General features: G+C 38.0%; 6 protein-coding genes. All 6 read left to right on the top strand.

The window, feature by feature from the left end; genetic code table 11:
- The first annotated feature begins 48 nt into the window (after positions 1 to 48).
- From GLO7428_RS08680 to GLO7428_RS08705, 6 genes are read left to right on the top strand one after another with little or no spacing between them, the layout of a single operon-like run.
- Entirely contained in the window at positions 49 to 4704 is a 4656-nt protein-coding gene (locus GLO7428_RS08680; RefSeq protein ID WP_015188194.1) for a type I polyketide synthase, read from the top strand.
- Positions 4705 to 4734: 30 nt separating this feature from the next.
- A complete protein-coding gene (locus GLO7428_RS08685; RefSeq protein ID WP_015188195.1) occupies positions 4735 to 5823 on the top strand; it encodes an LLM class flavin-dependent oxidoreductase in 1089 nt (362 codons plus the stop codon).
- Positions 5824 to 5826: 3 nt separating this feature from the next.
- Positions 5827 to 7377: a condensation domain-containing protein gene (locus GLO7428_RS08690; protein ID WP_015188196.1), complete on the top strand. Its 1551-nt coding sequence runs from the start codon at positions 5827 to 5829 to the stop codon at positions 7375 to 7377.
- A 53-nt stretch (positions 7378 to 7430) separates the two neighbouring features.
- Positions 7431 to 12044, top strand: coding sequence for a non-ribosomal peptide synthetase (locus GLO7428_RS08695; protein WP_015188197.1), 4614 nt, complete (start codon positions 7431 to 7433; stop codon positions 12042 to 12044).
- 16 nt (positions 12045 to 12060) lie between these two features.
- On the top strand, positions 12061 to 13071 hold the full coding sequence (locus GLO7428_RS08700) for a TauD/TfdA family dioxygenase (RefSeq protein WP_015188198.1): 1011 nt from the start codon (positions 12061 to 12063) through the stop codon (positions 13069 to 13071).
- A gap of 26 nt (positions 13072 to 13097) precedes the next feature.
- On the top strand, positions 13098 to 17672 hold the full coding sequence (locus GLO7428_RS08705) for a non-ribosomal peptide synthetase (RefSeq protein ID WP_015188199.1): 4575 nt from the start codon (positions 13098 to 13100) through the stop codon (positions 17670 to 17672).

Below are 17672 nucleotides of genomic sequence, written 5' to 3' on the forward strand. Positions count from 1 at the left end.
TTGTTCTCTCAAGCAGAATTAACTACTAATAGAGTAAGGTAAATATTTATGGATATCACTGCTAATCCTGAAGAAATTGCCATTATTGGTATATCAGGGCGTTTTCCTAAAGCTAAGAATATTGCAGAGTTCTGGCAAAATTTATGTGATGGAGTTGAGGCAATCTCTCAATTCAGCGATGAAGAATTAGTTGCTGCTGGGGTAGAGCTATCATTGCTAAATAATCCTAACTATATAAAAGCGGGTGCAGTATTAGAAGATATAGATTTATTTGATGCTGGTTTCTTTGGCTTTAACCCTAAAGAAGTAGAAATGACTGATCCGCAACATCGGTTATTTTTAGAATGTGCCTGGGAAGCTTTAGAAAATGCTGGCTATGATGCGCAAAGATGCGAAAGCCGAATTGGGGTTTATGCTGGTGCTAGTTTAAATAATTATTTAACTTTTAATTTAAATAGCGATCAAATTGGTTCAGCCTATAGTTTCCAAAAACTTATTGGAAATGATAAAGATTTTTTGTCTACTCGCGTTTCCTACAAGTTAAATTTGACTGGACCAAGTCTCACTATACAAACGGCTTGTTCGACTTCCTTGGTGGCAACTGCTTTAGCTTGCCAAAGCTTACTCAATTATCAATGCGATATGGCTTTGGCTGGTGGGGCTTCGATTCGTGTACCCCAAAAAACAGGGTATTTACATCAAGAAGGGGGTATATTATCACCTGATGGTCATTGTCGCGCCTTTGATGCCAAAGCAAGAGGGACAATTATTGGTAATGGCGTGGGAGTGGTGCTATTAAAGCGATTATCAGAAGCGATCGCAGATGGCGACTATATATATGCTGTGATTAAAGGTAGTGCCATCAATAACGATGGTTCTGGTAAGGTGGGCTACACGGCACCCAGCGTCAACGGACAAGCAGAAGCGATCGCCGAAGCAATAGCCCTAGCTGATATTGAACCTGAAACAATCACCTATATTGAAACTCATGGAACAGGAACCGCTTTAGGCGATCCCATCGAAATCTCTGCGTTGACAAATGTTTTTCGGGCTGAGACAGAGAAAAAAGGTTTCTGTGCAATCGGTTCTATCAAAACAAATATTGGACATTTAGACGCTGCTGCTGGAGTTACTGGTTTAATTAAAACGACCTTGGCTTTAAAACATAAGTTGATTCCTCCCAGCTTAAATTTTGAGGAGCCTAACCCAGAAATTGATTTTGCTAATAGTCCTTTCTATGTCAATACCAAGCTGACCCAATGGAATGCAACTTCTACACCACGTCGCGCGGGAGTGAGTTCTCTAGGTATTGGAGGAACTAATGCTCATGTCATTCTAGAAGAAGCTCCTTCTTTAAGAGAGCAGGAGAGCAGAAGAGCAGGGGAACCAGTGCGGTGCAAAGCTTCCCTCCGTTGTAGCAACTGGCGTGAGCAGGAGAGAAATTATCAGTTGCTGGTACTTTCGGCTAAGACGGATTCGGCTTTAGAAACTGCTACTAAAAATTTGGCTCAACATCTTACACAGCATCCTGAGTTGAAGTTGGCAGATGTAGCTTATACATTGCAGGTAGGACGTGGAGTCTTCAATTATCGCCGTGCGGTGATTTGCCAAAATACCCAAGAAGCAATAAAAGCATTAGAAACTATAGATCCTCAACAGGTATTAACTCACTTTGAGGAATCAACGCAACGCTCTATTACCTTTATGTTTCCTGGACAGGGCGCACAGTATGTAAATATGGGGCGGGAACTGTATCAGATTCCAACATTCCGCGAACAGGTAGAGCGTTGTTGTCTACTACTCGAACCACATTTAGGCTTAGATTTACATTCAGTTATCTATCCACAAGAATCTGAAAAACAAACAGCAGCAGAACAACTCAAGCAAACGCAGTTTGCACAACCAGCATTGTTTGTAATTGAGTATGCTTTGGCTCAACTGTGGATGTCTTGGGGTATTTCTCCACAAGCGATGATTGGTCACAGTATTGGAGAATATGTAGCCGCAACTCTTGCTGGTGTGATGAGTTTGGAAGATGCGTTAACTTTGGTTGCTGTGCGTGGGCGACTAATGCAGCAAATGTCAACAGGTGTAATGCTTTCTGTTTCCGCATCAGCAGCAGAGGTTGAAACTTTTCTCAACGAAGATTTAGCTTTAGCTGCTTGTAATGCACCTTCCTTATGTGTAGTTTCAGGAAGTTATGACGCAGTAGACAAGATTGCCCAAAAGCTTACAGCCAAAGGGATAGAATATCGTCGTTTGCATACTTCCCATGCTTTTCACTCGCACATGATGGAACCGATGTTAAAACCATTCATGGCGGAATTGAAAAAAGTACAACTCAATCCTCCTCAAATTAAATTTATTTCTAATTTGACGGGTACTTGGATTACAGCAGACGAAGCAATATCTCCAGATTATTGGGCGCAGCATTTACGTCAAACAGTACAGTTTTCATCTGGTCTATCAGTCTTGTTGGAGGAAAGCGAACAGCTACGCTGCGCCCCAGGCGATCGCATACTTTTAGAAGTTGGACCAGGGCGTACTTTGTGTACTCTCGTCAAACAACACGCTCAACAAGCAGCAGGACAAGTTGTCTTACCTTCTTTACGTCATCCCCAAGAAGAAAAATCAGATGTTAATTTCTTGCTTGACATTTTAGGGCGATTGTGGTTAGCAGGAGTTGAGATAAATTGGTCTGGTTTTTATACTCACGAACAACGTTATCGTGTACCTTTACCGACTTATCCCTTTGAACGTCAGCGTTACTGGATTGAGCCAGAAATACAAACTCAAGTATTTGATAAAGGTGAAAGCAAGCAAGGTAAAAAACCTAATCTTACTGATTGGTTTTATATCCCATCTTGGAAACGAGTTCCTCTCGTCAAAACAAAAGATATTACCTCTCATTGTTCTCTAATTTTTATAGACGAATATGGCGTAGGCTCAGAACTTGTTCAACACTTACAACAACTTGGACAGGAGATAATTACTGTCAAAGTAGGAGAAAAATTTCATCAACTTGACCGCAATACATACGCGATAAATCCCAATCAAGCAGATGATTATTATAAATTGCTGCTCCAGTTAAGAGAACAAGGTAAAACTCTCAAAACAATTACCCATCTGTGGAGCCTTACCCAATCACAAATTTTATCTTGGGAAGCGACTCAAAATCTAGGGTTCTACAGTCTTGTTTACCTAGCACAAGCGATTGTACAACAGCAGATAAGCGATACGATTGAACTTTTAGTGATTGCTAATTATCTGTACGACATTACGGGAAATGAAAAATTATATCCTGAAAAAGCAACTATATTGGGTGCGTGCAAAGTCATTCCTCAAGAATATCCAAATATCAGATGTCGTCTGGCTGATATTTTACTGCCCACATCAACAAGCGAAGATATCATAAAACAATTATTGGCAGAATTAACAGCAGAATCAGAAGATTTAATAATTGCCTACCGTAATAATTACCGTTGGGTACAAACATTTGAATCTGTTGCATTAGAATCAGCTACCGAAGACAAAATCCGGTTACGAACAGACGGAGTTTACCTAATTACAGGTGGTATGGGAGGTATGGGTTTAACCTTCGCTGAATACCTAGCCAAAACCGTACAAGCCAAATTGATTTTATTAGGGCGTTCTCTGCCATCTGACAATGAAAAAATAAAACAATTAGAAGCATTAGGCGCAGAAGTATTGGTAGTGGCTGCTGATGTAACAAATGAGGAACAAATGCAGAGTGCGATCGCGCAATCTTTAGAACGTTTTGGTACAATTCACGGTGTTATCCATGCTGCTGGTATTGCTGGTGCTGGGATGGTTCAACTTAAAACACCAGAAATTGCCGAAAAAGTTTTTGCACCCAAAGTTCAAGGAACAATAACTCTTAATAATATTCTCAAAAACATCAACTTAGACTTTTTAGTTCTTTGTTCATCCTTAAGTGCAATTCAAGGAGGATTTGGACAGGTAGACTATTGTGCTGCTAATATTTTCTTAGATGCTTTTGCTCATTGGAATACAACAAGAAATAACCAATTTACAATTGCAATTAACTGGAACACTTGGCAACAAGTTGGGATGGCAGTTAATACTGATGTTCCTGATGAAATTAAAAATTGGCGTGAAGAAAGTTTAAAAAATGCTATTCTCCCAGCAGAAGGAGTAGAAGTTTTTAGCCGCATTTTAGCTAACTCCCTACCTCAAGTTATAGTTTCCACCCAAGATCTACAAGTAGGACTTGAGCAACTTCACCAATTAGTTTTATCTTTATCTCTTGCTCAAAAACCAATAAATTCTTGCCAAGTATCTGCTAGCAGACATTCGCGCACTCTCCAAGAAAGTACTTATGTAGAACCTCGTAACGAAATTGAACAAACTATTGCCAATATATGGAAAGAACTCATCGGAATTGAAAAAGTAGGAGTTCATGACAACTTCTTTGAATTAGGAGGACATTCTCTCCTAGCAGTTCAAACTATTTCTCGCCTCAGAGAAGCCTTTCAAGTCGAGTTACCACTGCGTACTCTTCTATTTGATGCGCCTACAGTTAGCGAATTAGCTCATGTCATTGTCGAGAAACAACCCCAATCAGAAGAACTTGATGAAATCGCAAACCTCTTAGCAGAAGTAGAAAATCTCTCCTTTGAAGAACTCCAACAACAACTAGTCCACGAATCACCCGTTAGTTAAATCAACTTTATTTTTGTATGCCATAACGATATGGAATTTAGCATTTTATACTTTTCCGGCGATGGCTCAACAATCGAATCAGATAAATATCAACTGTTACTAGAAACAGCTAAACTCGCTGATAAACATGGATTTTCAGCAGTATGGACTCCCGAACGCCATTTTCATCCTTTTGGGGGTTTGTATCCAAATCCTTCGGTAATTAGTGCAGCCTTAGCAATGGTGACAGAGAAAATTCAACTCAGATCAGGTAGTATTGTGATGCCATTACAACATCCTGTTAGAGTAGCTGAGGAATGGGCAGTAGTTGATAACTTATCTGGTGGTAGAGTAGGACTTTCTTTTGCACCTGGTTGGCACGCTGATGATTTTTTATTACGTCCAGAAAATTACGCTGAACGTAAAGAAGTTATGTGGCGTGACATCAAGATTATGCAAAAACTTTGGCAAGGTGAAGAAATTGAATTTATTAATGGTTCAGGAAATAAAGTTCAGATACAAACATTTCCTCGACCGATACAATCTCAACTACCAATCTGGATTACTTGCCAAGCTGACGCTACATTTATTGGCGCAGCTAAGATAGGAGCTAATGTTTTAACTTCTTTGTTGTATGCGACCATTGATGATTTAGCACAACAAATATCTCTTTATCGGCTTACTTTGGCTCAATCTGGTCACGATCCAAAAAGTTGCAAAGTTTCTTTAATGATGCACACTTATATAGGAGATAATGAACAATTAGTTAAGCAACAAGTAAAGCAGCCTTTTTGTGATTATCTTAGAACTCATTTTGGTTTAGTTGAAAACTTAGCTAAACGCATCAATTTTCAATTCAATCCTGAAAATTTTACAGAAGAAGACCGACAACAGCTTTTAGAATTTGCCTTTGAGCGATATTTTCAACAAGGTAGAGTTTTGATCGGTACGCTAGAAAGTTGCCGTCAAACAATTACACGTCTTAAAGAGATAGGAGTAGATGAAATAGCTTGTCTTGTCGATTTTGGTCTAGATTTTAAGACCGTGTTAACAAGCTTGAATAAATTAATAGATTTTAAGCAAAACTATCAGCTAAGAAGAGACACAAGGAAATATTCAAATCTCAGCTTATTTGGGTGATTAATGGTGAAAGATATAAATGCAAGAATTGCCGCCTTATCTCCAGAACAACGAGCATTGTTTGAAATGCGGCTTAAACAGAAGGGTTTAAATTATGCCAAAACTCAATCAATATTTAAAAGAAAAGATACTAATTCATTGCCCTTGTCGTTTAACCAGCAAATGCTCTGGTTTCTTCACCAATTAGCCCCAGAAAGCCCCGTCTACAATATTCCGGTTGCTATTTTATTAGAGGGCCAACTCAATGTAAAAGCACTGAAGCAAAGTCTTAATCAAATTCGACAACGGCATGAAGTTTTGCAAACGTGTTTTCAGATACTAGAGGGGCAACCTGTGCAAGAGAGAGTTGCCGATTTTATCTTAGAGTTGCCTATCATTGATTTACAAGAATTTGCTGAAAGTAAACAGCAAGAATTGGTACAAGAATTAGCACAACAAGAATCTCAATATCCTTTCGATATATCGCGGGAACCATTGCTAAGAGTCAAGCTATTGCGGTTGTGTGAGACTAAATATGTCATGTTATTTACAATGCACCATATTGTTTCTGATGCGTGGTCTCGCGGCGTAATTATTCGAGAATTAGCGGCTTTGTATAAAGCTATTTGTTTTAATCAGCCGTCTCCCTTAGCGGAATTACCTATTCAATATGCAGACTTTGCTGCATGGCAAAGAGAATGGCTACAGGGAGAAGTTTTAGAGTCGCAGCTTTCTTATTGGAAAAAGCAACTAGCGGGTAAGCTTCCGGTAATTAATTTACCTACAGATAAACCCAGACCAGACGTGCAGACTTTTCAAGGTGCTAGGCGATCGCGCATCTTACCAGAATCTTTAACTAAAGAGCTAAAGTCTTTTAGTCAACAGCAAGAAGTAACACTATTTACGACATTATTAGCTGGATTTTATATCTTAACTAGCTGGTATTCTCAACAAGAAGATATTATTATTGGTACAGATGTCGCGAATCGTACATGGGCTGAAACTGAGGCATTAATTGGCTTTTTTATTAACCAATTAGTACTAAGAACAAAGGTATCAAACAACTCTAATTTTCAAGAATTTCTTATGCAGGTGCGGGAAGTAACATTAGGTGCTTACTCTCATCAATCTCTGCCTTTTAGTAAGTTAGTAGAAGTTATTAACCCCGATCGCGATCTCAGCCGTAACCCAATATTTCAAGTTAAATTTGTCCTGCAAAATACCCCGATTCCACCTTTGGAAATCGTGGGGTTGACTATCACTGTTTTAGATGATGTTGATAACGGTACTGTTCCTCTTGATTTGTTGTTAGACATGATAGAAACAGATAAAGGGATGGTGGCTATATTGAAATATAATACAAATCTATTTAATATAAACACTATTGATAATATGTTAAAAAATTTCATGCAAGTTTTAACTATTATAATTCAGAATCCCAACTCTACAATATTAGAAATAAAAAACAATTTAACTGATTTCAGTCATAAAGAGAATGAGACTTATAAAAATCAGCGTAAAGCATCTGAATATCAGAGCTTAAAGAAAATTAAAAGAAAAGAAGTGTTTTTATAATAAATATAATTCACTATTTTACTTAAAACCTGTTAAATAAAATTGTTAGAAAGATGCAAACACAAATACATGGATTTAGACTTTCGCCACAACAACGGCGTTTGTGGCTATTACAAAATAATTCTTCTGCTTACCAGTCATATTGTGCAATTCTTTTAGAAGGAAATTTAAATCAAGAAATTTTAAAAGCAGCCTTACATCAAGTCATCAATAGACATGAAATTTTGCGAACCAACTTCCACACTTACAACGGAGTTATGAAAATTCCTGTTCAAGTAATTAGCGATCGCGTCAATAATCTATCGCTTTCTGAACATCATTTTCCGCAACAAGAAACTTTAGAAAATAGCTTAGAACAGTTACTGCAATCTTTATGTCAAAGGAAATTTGATTGTGAACAAGAATCACTTTTACACGCTGATTTAGTGACTATATCGCCAGAAAAACATATATTATTGATTAGTTTGCCTGCTCTGTGTGCTGATTTAGAATCATTAAATATTTTATTGGTTGAGCTTAGTAGATGTTACACTGCTTGTTTTTATGGTGAAGAAATTGCTGGAGAACCCATGCAATATGCTGAAATTGCTGAATGGCAAAATGAGGTTTTAGAGTCAGAAGAAGCAGAATTAAATGAAGAGAAGCAGTTAAACATAGATAGTATTTTAAATTCCAAACTACCTTATTCAAATCAGCAAACACGAAATTTATATTTTAATCCTCAATATTATAGTAGAAAAATTCAGCCGAATTTGGTGGCACAGATAGATGCAATTTCACAAAAAGTAAATAGTAATACTGATGTATTCCTCTTAACTTGCTGGCAAATATTACTTTGGCGTTTAACTCAAAGTACAGATTTAATTATCGGCACCGCTAGCAGTGGTCGTAACTACGAAGAATTACAATATTCTTTAGGAATATTAAGTAAATATTTACCTCTACATTGCCGACTCGAAGAAAAACATGAATTTATAAGTCTATTATCACAGGTAAAAGAAGCTACAGAAGACCTATTTGAATTACACGGTAGGTTTGCCTGGAAGAAAAATATAGAGTTAGACCCAGAAAGTTTATTCTTCCCATTTTGCTTTGAATTTACTTCTACTGTAGCCAAGCAATATGCAGGCGATATTTGCTTTTCAATTTATAAACAGTATGCTTGTATTGACAGATTTCACCTCAAATTATCTTGTGTTCGTCAAGAGGATGGTATAAAGCTTGAATTTTTCTATGATGCTAATGTCTATACTTTAGAAGCTATTGAGCGTTTAGCAAGTCAATTCGAGACACTTTTAGCGAGTGTAATTGAGAATCCCCAACGAGCGATCGCTAGCTTTGACATCCTTAGTTTTCAAGAACGCACTCAACTTTTAGTTGAATTTAACAACACAAAAACCGTTGTTCCTCAATACCAATGCATACATCAGTGGTTTGAGTCGCAGTGCGATCGCACGCCAAACGATGTTGCAGTAGTGTATGACAACCAGCAACTAACTTACAGTGAACTAAACGCACGCGCCAATCAGTTAGCTCATTACCTGCAACAGATAGGTGTAAGCTCAGAAGTCATAGTCGGGATTTGCTTAGAGCGATCGCTAGAGATGGTAATTGGAGTGTTAGCAATTCTGAAAGCAGGTGGAGCTTACTTACCATTAGATCCCAACCATCCCAAAGAACGGTTAGCTTTTATTTTAGAAGAAACCTCTGCACCCATACTCTTAACTCAACAACACCTGCTCCCAGTTCTTCCTACTCGCAGTGCTAAAGTACTTTGCTTAGACTGTGATTGGGAAAAAGTTGAGCAGCAAAATACATCTAACCCGACTAGCCAGACCATTTCTGATAACCTAGCCTATATTATTTATACTTCCGGCTCCACTGGTAAACCAAAAGGAACGCTCATTCCCCATCGAGGACTCGTTAATTATCTTACTTGGTGTACCCAAGCCTATGCAGTTCAAGAAGGCAAAAGAACTATAGTTCACTCTTCTCTAGCCTTTGACCTTACCATTACGAGTCTATTTTCCCCCTTATTAGTAGGACGTTGCGTAGAACTCCTCCCAGAAGACCAAAGCATCGAGTCTTTACGCAATGCTTTATCTCAAGGCTCAAACTATAGCTTAGTAAAAATTACACCTGCGCATTTGCAATTACTCTCACACCAATTATCACCTTCACAAGCAAATGGTTGCACCAGAGCTTTGATCGTCGGTGGCGAAAACTTGCTAGCACAAAGCGTTAGCTTCTGGCAAAAGTTTGCACCAGACACAATGCTAATTAATGAATATGGACCAACAGAGACGGTTGTGGGTTGCTGTATTTATCAAGTACCCCAGGATGAAACACTCTCAGGCTCAATTCCTATTGGTCATCCCATCGCCAACACCCAACTGTACGTCCTCAATAAGTACTACCAGCCAGTACCCATAGGAGTTCCAGGTGAACTATATATTGGTGGCGCAGGTGTAGCGAGAGGATACTTAAATCGTCCTCAACTCACAGCAGAAAAATTTATTCCCAATCCCTTTAGTGACGAACCAGGTACAAGGCTATATAAGACAGGTGATTTAGTTCGTTTTCGTTTAGACGGAAATTTAGAGTTTCTAGGAAGAATAGATAATCAAGTAAAAGTAAGAGGCTTTCGGATCGAATTAGGAGAAATCGAAGCATTACTGGTACAACATCCAGCCGTAGAGGAAGCAGTCGTCATAGTACGCGAGGATACACCAGGCGACGAGCGTTTGGTAGCTTACGTTGTGCCTGATAGTCATGTAACTCCAGTTCCTAGCGAACTGCGGAGTTATCTAAAAGAGCAACTACCAGAATATATGCTACCATCAGTGTTTATCCTGTTAGATAGTCTGCCATTAACAACTAATGGTAAAATAAACCGTCAAGCTCTACCTGCACCGCACCAAGCAGATATTGCTCAACTAGGAAATATCTTTGTCGCTCCTCACACACCTGTCGAAGAAATGCTCGCTGGAGTTTGGGCGCAAATCCTCCACTTAGAGCAAGTTGGTATCCATGACAATTTTTTTGATTTAGGTGGACACTCTCTCATTGCTACTCAGGTAATTTCCCAAGTACGAAAAGCGTTTGGGGTAGAACTCACACTACACCATTTGTTTAAATCACCTACAGTAGCTGGACTTGCCAAACATATAGAAATTGCATTGAAGGCTGAACCACAAATAAATTCAGAACCTTCTCTAGAACGTGTTTCACGTGATGAAGAATTACCCTTGTCTTTTGCGCAACAAAGGTTGTGGTTTCTCTATCAATTAGATCCCAACTCAACAGCTTACAATGGTTCCGACTTGGTGCGACTGCAAGGAACACTAAATGTAGCTGCACTAGAGGACAGTATTAACGAGATCGTGCGGCGACATGAAGTTTTACGGACGTACTTTGCAGTTGTGGAAGGGCGACCAATTCAAAAGATTATTTCTGAATTAAGAGTAACTCTACCAATTGTAAATCTACAGCATTTACCAGTAATTGAAAGAGAAAAAGAAGTACAAAGGCTAGAAGGAGAAAATGCCCAGCAGCCATTTGATTTGACACAAGCGCCATTGCTGCGGTTGGTGCTTTTGCGTCTCACTCAACAAGAACACATCTTGTTAGTAACAATGCACCATATTATCTCTGATGCTTGGTCAGCAGGAGTGTTTATCCGCGAGGTGTCAGCACTTTACGAAGCATTTTCAGCTGGAAAACCTTCTTTGCTCCCAGAGTTACCAATTCAATATGCTGATTATGCAGTATGGCAACAGCAATGGTTACAAAAAGAAAGGCTTGACACCCAATTAACCTACTGGAAGCAACAGTTAGAGAACGCTAAAACAATTCTAGAATTACCAACAGATAAACCCCGTACCCAACTACAAACTTCTTTAGGGAAAAAACACTCGTTCGCCCTATCTGCAACACTAACTGACAAGCTCAAATCTCTCAGTCAGCAAAAAGGTGTCACTTTATTTATGACTCTGCTGACAGCTTTCAATACTTTGCTATACCACTATACAAAGCAAGAAGATATCCTTGTCGGTTCTCCTATTGCTAACCGTAACCGTAGTGAATTAGAGGGGTTAATTGGCTTTTTTGTCAACACTCTAGTATTACGGACTAATCTCTCTCATAACCCTAGTTTTCAAGAGTTATTGCAACGGGTACGAGAAACAGCTTTAGGAGCTTATGCACACCAAGACTTACCTTTCGAGAAGTTAGTAGCAGAACTACAACCAGAGCGCAATTTAAATTATTCACCACTATTTCAAGTATGGTTTGTTTTACAAAATGCTCCTAAATTCAATATTGAAATGGAAGGGCTAAATCTTAGCTTTTTAGAAAGTGAAAGTGGTACGGTTCGCCATGATTTAAAGCTGCAATTTACACAAACACCAGAAGGACTACAAGGTTTTTTTGAGTATAAAACAGATTTATTTCATGCTACTACTATTACTCGCATGGCAGTTGTTTTAGAAACCCTACTAACAACTGTTGTGGAACAACCTGAGATTCTACTCGACCAGCTATTACAACTATTGCAGGAAACAGAAAAACAACAGCAACTTATTCAAAATCAAGAACTACAACAAGCCCGAATTCAGAAGTTGGGCAAAGTTGGACGCAAGGCAATTACTGGCAGAATTGAATCATAATTAAACACATAGAGAAATGAATTTAAAAACATTCAAAAGAAAATCAATTACAGTTTCTTCAGAAAACTTGGTGACAACCAATTTCTTAAAACCCACTCAACAACTACCTCTTGTCATTCAACCTGCTGTCGATGGCGTGAATTTAGTCAGTTGGGCTAGCAGTAACTGTGACTGGATAGAAAAACAATTAATTCAATATGGAGGTCTGCTTTTTCGCAACTTTCAAATTAATAATCATAGCGAATTTGCTAATTTTATGCAGGCTATAGCAGGAGAATTAATCGAATATTCTTATCGCTCAACTCCGCGTAGTCAAGTTGATGGTAAGATATACACATCAACAGAATATCCACCCGATCAATCAATTCCTTTACATAACGAAATGGCCTATTCTCTTAATTGGCCAATGAAAATTGCTTTCTTTTGTGTAAAGGCAGCAGAGCAAGGTGGAGAAACACCAATTGCTGATAGTCGTAAAGTATTTCAACGAATAGATCCAAAAATCAAAGAGCGATTTATTCAGAAAAATATTATGTACGTCCGTAATTATGGACAAGGAATTGATTTATCTTGGGAAACTGTATTCCAAACTAACGATAAAGCCGAAGTCGAAGCTTATTGTCAATCTACTGGCATTGATTTTACATGGCTAGATGGAAATAAACTTAGAACTTGTCAAGTTTGTCAAGCTGTTGCTACCCATCCTCAAACTGGCGATTTAGTTTGGTTTAATCAAGCACATTTATTTCATATCTCAAGCCTAAAAGCTGAAGTTCGCCAATCTTTACTTGCTGTACTAAATGCTGAGGAATTGCCACGAAACTCTTATTATGGAGATGCTTCAGAAATTGAAATATCTGTATTAGAAGAAATCCAAGCAATATATGAGCAAGAAACAGTAACATTCTCTTGGCAAGAAGGAGATATTTTATTACTAGATAATATGCTAGTTGCTCATGGGCGTAAGCCATTCACAGGTGCGAGAAAAGTTTTAGTAGGTATGGCGCAACCTCATAGCAGCAAATAATTTAAATATATAAGTACATTAGAATTATGCAAGCTCTATCTATAGAAGGCTTTCAAATTTCACCTCAGCAAAAACGCTTATGGTTATTACAACAAGAAAACAACCATCAGCCATATCGCATTCAGTGTACAATTTTAGTAGAGGGAAATATTAAATATAGAATTTTAGAAAAAGCCATATATAATATTTGGGCTAAATATGAAATTTTACGTACTAGCTTTCCTACCTTGACGGAAATGGCAGTTCCTTTACAGGTTATTGGAGAGGAAGCATCTTTAAAGCTTAATTATTATGATTTGCATGATTTAGATACAAAAAGCCAACAAATAAATATTAATAATCTACTTTCAGAAGTTAATAAATTAGATTTTGACTTAGAAAAAGGTTTTACTAGTAAGGTTGATGTAATTAAACAATCTGATAATCATTGCATTTTACTGATAGCGATATCAGCTATTTGTGCAGATAGAATATCCTTGCACCATCTTGTACATGATATTAGTGCCACTTATGATGCTTATTTGCAGGAGCATGAGCTAGAAGATACACCTTTACAATATGCAGATATTGCTGCTTGGCAAAATGATTTATTAATAGGAGATGAAGCAGAAACAGCTAAAGATTATTGGCACAACCAAAAAGTATCTAATTCTTTCATAAGTAAATTACCAAACGAAAAAAAAGTTAATCAAAAACAAATATTTGAACCCAAAGCTATTAGCATCAACTTTGACGCTACTGCGATAACTAATATTACAGCGATCGCCCAAAAATACTCTGTTGAACTTTCGATAGTTTTGATGGCTTGCTGGCAAATTCTATTGTGGCGTTTGACTAACAAATCCGAAGCTGTTTTCGCTTGGTGTTGTGACGGGAGAAATTACGAAGAATTACACTCAGCAGTCGGATTATTAGCTAAATCTTTACCTATTCGTATTCAAGCACAAGAAGAATATATAATTGCAGATATATTAAAACAGTTAGATGAAACAATAAATGAAGCTTCTCAATGGCAAGACTTATTGAATGCAGAAGAGTTTTTCACTGCGACTCAAGATCCTCAAGAATTATCATTTTTACCCTTTGCCTTTGAATTTGTATCCCAACCCAGTCAATATTTTGCTGGTGACGTAACCTTTTCTATTCAAAAAATATATAGCTGTATTGAGCGCTTCAAGGTAAAGTTATTATGCTGGCAACAAGCTGATTCACTTGCAGCAGAATTATATTATGATGCTAACTTATTTAAGCAAAAAGACATTGAACGTTTAGCAGCACAATTTCAGATTTTAAGTAGTGCAATAAACAATTCATATTCAATTGCTCAGCTAGAAATTCTGTCTCCACAAGAACGTCAGCAACTCTTAGTAGATAATAATACAAAAACTACTTCTCCTCCATATCAGTGCATTCATCACTGGATTGAAGCACAGGCTAATAGTACACCAAACAATCTTGCTGTTATTTTTGACAATCAACATTTAACCTATCAAGAACTAAATGCCAAAGCTAACAACTTAGCTAATCATTTGGCATCATTGGGAGTTCAACCAGAAACTGTAGTTGCACTTTGCGTTGAACGTTCTTTGGATATGATAGTTGGTATCCTGGGCATTCTCAAAGCAGGCGCAGCATACTTACCTATAGAACCTTCTTTACCCGAAGCAGCATTAGCCTTTAGATTGCAGGATGTTCAAGTATCGGTGCTGGTAACACAAAAGCACCTTGTTGAAAAAATAAATTTCCAAGCGCAGATAATTTGTATTGATGCAGATATAAGCGATTCGCCTCAAGATAACATTCGCAAGTCTGCTAATCCAGAAAACTTGGCTTACGTTATCTACACCTCTGGTTCAACAGGTAAACCCAAAGGTGTTGCAATTGAACATCGGCAAATAGTCAATTATGTTAACGGTATATTAGAAAAACTTGATTTACCAGATGCGGCTAGCTTCGCCACTGTTTCTACCTTCGCCGCAGACTTAGGTAACACAGCGATTTTCTCAGCGTTGTGTACAGGTGGATGCTTGCATATCATTGCAGAAGAACGTGCTACAGATCCCGTTGCATTTGCCGAATATTGCGATCGCTATTCTATAGATTGCCTCAAAATAGTTCCTTCACACCTATCAGCTTTATTATCAGGTTCATATCCCAGAAAACTTCTACCACGTCAGCACCTCATTCTTGGTGGTGAAGCTGCAACCTGGGATTTAATTAAACGGGTACGTGAATTAGCACCAGAATGCAAAATTCTTAACCACTACGGTCCAACAGAAACTACCGTTGGTGTACTCACCTATCCTGTAGAGGAAATCTCTAGTGATACGTCATCCAATAGTGTACCTCTCGGTCGTCCTTTAGCCAATACCCAAATATATTTACTCGATAAATATTGCCAACTCGTCCCTTTAGGTGTGACAGGAGAAATCTATATAGGTGGCGATAATATAGCTAGAGGATATATAAATCAACCAGAACTAACTAACGAGCGATTTATTCGTAATCCATTCAGTAGTAAACCTGAAGCAAGACTTTATAAAACTGGGGATTTAGGACGCTATACACCTGATGGTAACTTAGAATTTTTGGGTCGAATTGATGACCAAGTGAAATTATATGGTCATCGCATTGAACTAGGAGAAATTGAAGCTGTACTTTGTCAACATTCACAAGTAAAACAATTAGTTGTAGTTGCAGAAGAAGCTCATCCAGGGAAAAAGCAGCTTGTCGCTTATATAGTTGGGCAAGAAGATTTAAAACCTGCTGAATTGCGCGATTTTATCAAACAAAAACTACCTGACTATATGGTGCCTTCACAATTTTTGTTCTTGAAGGCTTTACCATTAACAGCTAATGGTAAAATCGATAAAAAAGCTTTACTAGCAACAGATGTAGTTAGACCAGAATTACAAGCTGCTTTTGTCGCCCCGCGTACTCCAGTAGAAAATGCATTAGCTAAAATTTGGGCAGAACTTCTCAATTTAGAGCAAGTTAGTATTTACGATAACTTCTTTGAATTGGGTGGAGATTCGATTATTAGTATTCAGGCGATCGCTAAAGCAAACCAGGTAGGTTTACGTCTCACGCCTAAGCAAATTTTTGAACACCAAACTATTGCTAAACTTGCGTTAGTTGCCGATAGTCGCTCAACAACAGAATCAGAACAAGGATTAGTAATTGATGCTGTACCTCTCACCCCAATTCAACATAGCTTTTTTGCTCAAAATTTACCAGAAGCGCATCATTGGAATCAATCATTATTGCTAGAATTACAGCAAGATATCGAACCTAACATTTTACAGCAAGCAATACAGTGTCTGCTGGCACATCATGACGCACTCCGCTTACGTTTTCGCCCCACAGCTAATGGTTGGGAATCGTTTAATGCTGGTATTGAAGCTGAAGTACCATTTACTAAATTCGATTTGTCCGAACTAGCCCTAGAGCAACAAAAAGTGGTTATTGAAGCTAAAGCCACAGAACTACAGGCAAGTTTGGATTTATCAAATGGTTCCATTGTAAAGGTGGCACTATTTGATTTAGGATCTCAGCAAAATAATCGCTTACTGTTTATCATTCATCATTTGGCTGTTGATGGTGTTTCTTGGCGAATTTTATTGTCAGATTTGCAAACAGCTATAGAAAAACTTCAGCAAAATCAAACAATTCAATTACCAGCCAAAACTACTTCTTTTAAACAATGGAGCGAACGTTTGCAAGAATATGCAAACACAAAGACGCTACACGCACAATTAGATTTCTGGTGTTCTGAGTTAAGAAAACAAGTTTCTCCGTTACCAGTGGACTATGTAGGCGGATTAAATAATGTATCTACAAGTAAAACTTTCTCTGTATTCCTCAATGAAACTGAGACACAAGCACTACTGCAAGAAGTTCCAGCCAAGTATCATACACAAATAAATGATGTTTTGTTAACAGCACTAGCAAGAACCTTTGCAGCATGGACAGGAGAACAAACGCTGTTAGTTAACTTAGAGGGACATGGACGAGAAGACATTTTTACTGATGTTGATTTATCTCGTACAGTCGGTTGGTTTAGTACTGTGTTTCCAGTCCTATTGAATTTAGAAAATAGTGCGACAGTCGGGGATGCTTTAAAAGCAATTAAAGAGCAGCTACGCAGTATACCCAATCGAGGTTTTGATTATGGTGTATTGCGTTATTTGTGCAGCAATACTGCTAAAAATTTAGCTGCTATACCTCAAGCAGAAGTTTGTTTTAACTATTTAGGACAAATTGACCAAGTTTTACAAGAATCTTCTTTATTTAAATTAGCATCAGAATCGAGTGGTACAGAGCGTAGTCCTTTAGCAAGCCGTCGTCATCTCATAGATATTAGCGGGTTTGTGAGTAGAGGCTGTCTGCAATTAAATTGGACTTATAGTACTGAAATACACAAACATAGTACTTTGTCAAGTCTAGCGGATAAATTTGTCCAAGCACTGCGGGAAATTATTAGTCATTGTCAATCGGCTGATGCAGGAGGTTATACTCCTTCTGATTTCTCCAAAGCTAAAGTAAGCCAAAAAGACCTCGATTTTTTACTGGCAAAAATTAACCGAGGGAGTGGGAAGTAA

Origin of the sequence: Gloeocapsa sp. PCC 7428, assembly GCF_000317555.1 — a bacterium.
Lineage (GTDB): Bacteria > Cyanobacteriota > Cyanobacteriia > Cyanobacteriales > Chroococcidiopsidaceae > Chroogloeocystis.

What these genes read in the sequence shown, in the direction of transcription:
- GLO7428_RS08680 (WP_015188194.1), top strand. Translation starts at nt 49, where the DNA reads ATGGATATCACTGCTAATCCTGAAGAAATTGCCATTATTGGTATATCA.
- GLO7428_RS08695 (WP_015188197.1), top strand. Translation starts at nt 7,431, where the DNA reads ATGCAAACACAAATACATGGATTTAGACTTTCGCCACAACAACGGCGT.
- GLO7428_RS08705 (WP_015188199.1), top strand. Translation starts at nt 13,098, where the DNA reads ATGCAAGCTCTATCTATAGAAGGCTTTCAAATTTCACCTCAGCAAAAA.
- GLO7428_RS08685 (WP_015188195.1), top strand. Translation starts at nt 4,735, where the DNA reads ATGGAATTTAGCATTTTATACTTTTCCGGCGATGGCTCAACAATCGAA.
- GLO7428_RS08700 (WP_015188198.1), top strand. Translation starts at nt 12,061, where the DNA reads ATGAATTTAAAAACATTCAAAAGAAAATCAATTACAGTTTCTTCAGAA.
- GLO7428_RS08690 (WP_015188196.1), top strand. Translation starts at nt 5,827, where the DNA reads ATGGTGAAAGATATAAATGCAAGAATTGCCGCCTTATCTCCAGAACAA.